The 1,433-nt window shown below is 72.4% G+C and carries 1 protein-coding gene; it reads left to right on the top strand.

Annotated elements, in window-relative coordinates; all coding sequences use genetic code 11:
- The coding region (locus tag AC1D12_RS33255) for a serine/threonine protein kinase (protein WP_477845365.1) at nucleotides 1-1,433 on the top strand (1,433 nt) is incomplete at both ends.

Genomic DNA, 1,433 nt, shown 5'->3' with positions numbered 1-1,433 from the left:
GTGGTGCGCGAAGGGGCCGACACCGCCTTCCTGCTCGACCGCTTCCATGCCGAGCGGCGCATCCTGGCCGCGCTGGACCACCCCAACCTCGCGAAGTTGCTGGACGCCGGCGTGTCGGCCGACGGGGTGCACTACGTCGTGATGGACCTGGTCGACGGCGGCCTGCCGATCGACCGCTACTGCGAGGCCCACGCGCTGCCGCTGGACGCCCGGCTGCGCCTGTTCCGCAGCGTCTGCCTGGTGGTGGACCATGCGCATCGCCAGGGTGTGGTGCACCGCGACCTGAAGCCCGGCAACATCCTGGTGTCGCGCGACGGCGTCGTGAAGCTGGTCGACTTCGGCATCGCCAAGCGCCTGGACGCGGGCAGCGCCGAGCGCACCGCCACCGCGATGCGCGTGCTGACGCCGGAATACGCGAGCCCGGAGCAGGTGCGCGGCGGGCCGGTCGGCGCGGCGAGCGACATCTACTCGCTGGGCGTGGTGCTGTACCGCCTGCTGACCCAGGCGAGCCCGTACGGCCGCGCGACCGAGGACAACTACGCGCTGACGCGCGCCATCTGCGACACCGAACCGGTGCGCCCGAGCCGGGCGCTGGCCCGCGCGCAGCGGCGCCAGCTCGAAGGCGACCTCGACGCGGTGGTGCTGATGGCGCTGCGCAAGGATCCACTGCACCGCTATGCCTCGGCCGAGGCCGTGGCCGACGACCTGTTCCGCCACCTCGAAGGGCTGCCGGTGCAGGCGCGCCGCGGCGCCTGGAGCTACCGTGCCGGGCGCTTCGTGCTGCGCCACCGCGCGGCGGTCGGCGCGGTGATGCTGGCCAACCTGGCGCTGCTCGCCGGCATGGCATTCGCCGGCTACCAGGCCTATGAAGCGCACCGGCAGCGCGAGCGCGCCGAGCGGCACTTCGCGAGCGTGCGCAAGCTGGCCAACACGATGATGGTGCCGATGCACGATGCGATCCGCACACTGCCCGGCTCGACGCCGGCACGCAAGCTGCTGGTCGAGAACGGGCTCGCCTACCTCGAAGGCCTGGCCGTCGAAGCCCGCAACGAACCGGCATTGCAGGTCGAGCTGGCGACCGGCTATCGCAACATCGGCGACATCCAGGGCCGCCCGGGGCTCGCCAGCCTCGGCGATCCGCAGGGTGCGATGAAGAGCTACGGCCGCGCCATCGAGCTGTTGTCGCCGGTGCTCGCCGAGCGGCAGCCGCACGCTGCGGTGTACCGCGACGCCCAGCAGGAAGCGGCCATCGTCCGGCAGCGCGAAGGCGCGGTGCTCGGCTTCACCGGCAAGTTCAAGGAGGCCGACAGCGCGTTGCGCGCCGGCGTCGCGCTGGTCGACGACCTGGCCGCCGCCGACCGCTCCAACCGCGTGCGCCAGCTGCTGCGCGCCACGATGTACGGGCAGCTGAGCCAGGTGCAGATGTTCTCGGG

The sequence above is a fragment of the Rhizobacter sp. P1_G5 genome, from assembly GCF_056405435.1.
The sequence above is the reverse complement of the archived record's forward strand: the minus strand, read 5'-3'. Positions and strand labels throughout refer to the sequence as shown.